2 protein-coding genes are annotated in these 1,156 nt (G+C 57.9%); both read right to left on the minus strand.

Going from position 1 to position 1,156, the window contains the following annotated elements; all coding sequences use genetic code 11:
* Positions 1-87: 87 nt before the first annotated feature.
* Positions 88-591 carry a hypothetical protein gene (locus tag VL15_RS38745; RefSeq protein WP_048252171.1) on the minus strand — a complete coding sequence of 168 codons (504 nt, stop codon included), beginning with the start codon at positions 589-591 and terminating at the stop codon, positions 88-90.
* A 343-nt stretch (positions 592-934) separates the two neighbouring features.
* On the minus strand, positions 935-1,156 hold a 222-nt coding region (locus VL15_RS43535; protein ID WP_230684633.1), incomplete at its 5' end, for a hypothetical protein.

Genomic DNA, 1,156 nt, shown 5'->3' on the forward strand with positions numbered 1-1,156 from the left:
CGCACCAGCGCACCTCGCCCGGGCAGGTCCGGGCGAGGTGCGCTGGTGCGTTGCCGGGCGGACGCATCCGCCCGGCGGGGTGATGCGTCAGAGCGAGCCCAGGTACTTCTTCAGGTTGCTAATGTCGGTGTCGTACGCGCTCGACGAGCCGAGCTCGACGCCGCCGCTACGCACGTAGTACTCGAACGGCACCGAGCGGGTGCCGAAGAACGGGAGGAAATTGTCCGGCTGCAGCGTCGTGCCGTTCAGGCCGATTGCCCAGTTCTTCGACTTGTACAGCTCGAGATCGCGGATCGTTGCGTTGACCGCGTTCGTCTCCGATGCGCGAATCGCGGCGATGTGGTGTGTGAGCGTCTCGATGTTCGCCTGGTATGCGCTCGGCTCGCCGACCGAAACGCCTCGCGCACGCACGTAGTAGCTGAATGGCAGGTTGCGTTCGGTGAAGAAGGACAGGAAACCATCCGGTGCCAGCGTATCCCCGTTCAGCCCGATCGCCCAGTTCCTGCTCTGATAATCCTTGAGCTCGCTGATCGTCTTGTTGGCGGCGTTGATTTCGACCTTCGCCGTGACGTTAACCAATGTATTGCTCATGACAGACCTCTCAGATTCTTGTTGAACTTCGGACAGGTGCTGCAACATGCCTCCGGAAGGAGGCAATTCAATACCGGCGACCGGGTTATCCGGTTTTAGTCGTGCTTAATTAAAAGTGTGCTGAAAATTCGTTTACGAGCGCGCAATGAATTTCTGTTTAATGAAAAGGCGATTCGGTGAAATCGATTGCATCGCGCCGCGCCCCCGCTGCGGCGTCTTCCCCGTCTGATCCAGGCTGGGCGGGTGTGTGCGCTCGGCCGACCTGAATACTAGTTTGGCGAATACAAGAGTTCAATGTCGATCGCGAGATTATTTTCTTCTATTCATATTCAATTCAATCGAATTACATTTTTAATCGATTGATGTGCTGATCCGAATCGAATATATCGGTATTCGGAAAACGATCGGTGGAAATGGGAATTGCCGCGCGAATCGTTGCAGGAAACGCAACGTGGCGGCGTGACGAACGATGGAAGGGAGGGGAGGGTGCGGGGCCGGTATCCGGCCCCGCGGGTGCGCACCGTGCCGCGGGCGGCACGGCGGCGCTTGTATGTTTAAGCCAGAC

Source organism: Burkholderia cepacia (assembly GCF_001039005.1).
GTDB lineage: Bacteria > Pseudomonadota > Gammaproteobacteria > Burkholderiales > Burkholderiaceae > Burkholderia > Burkholderia theae.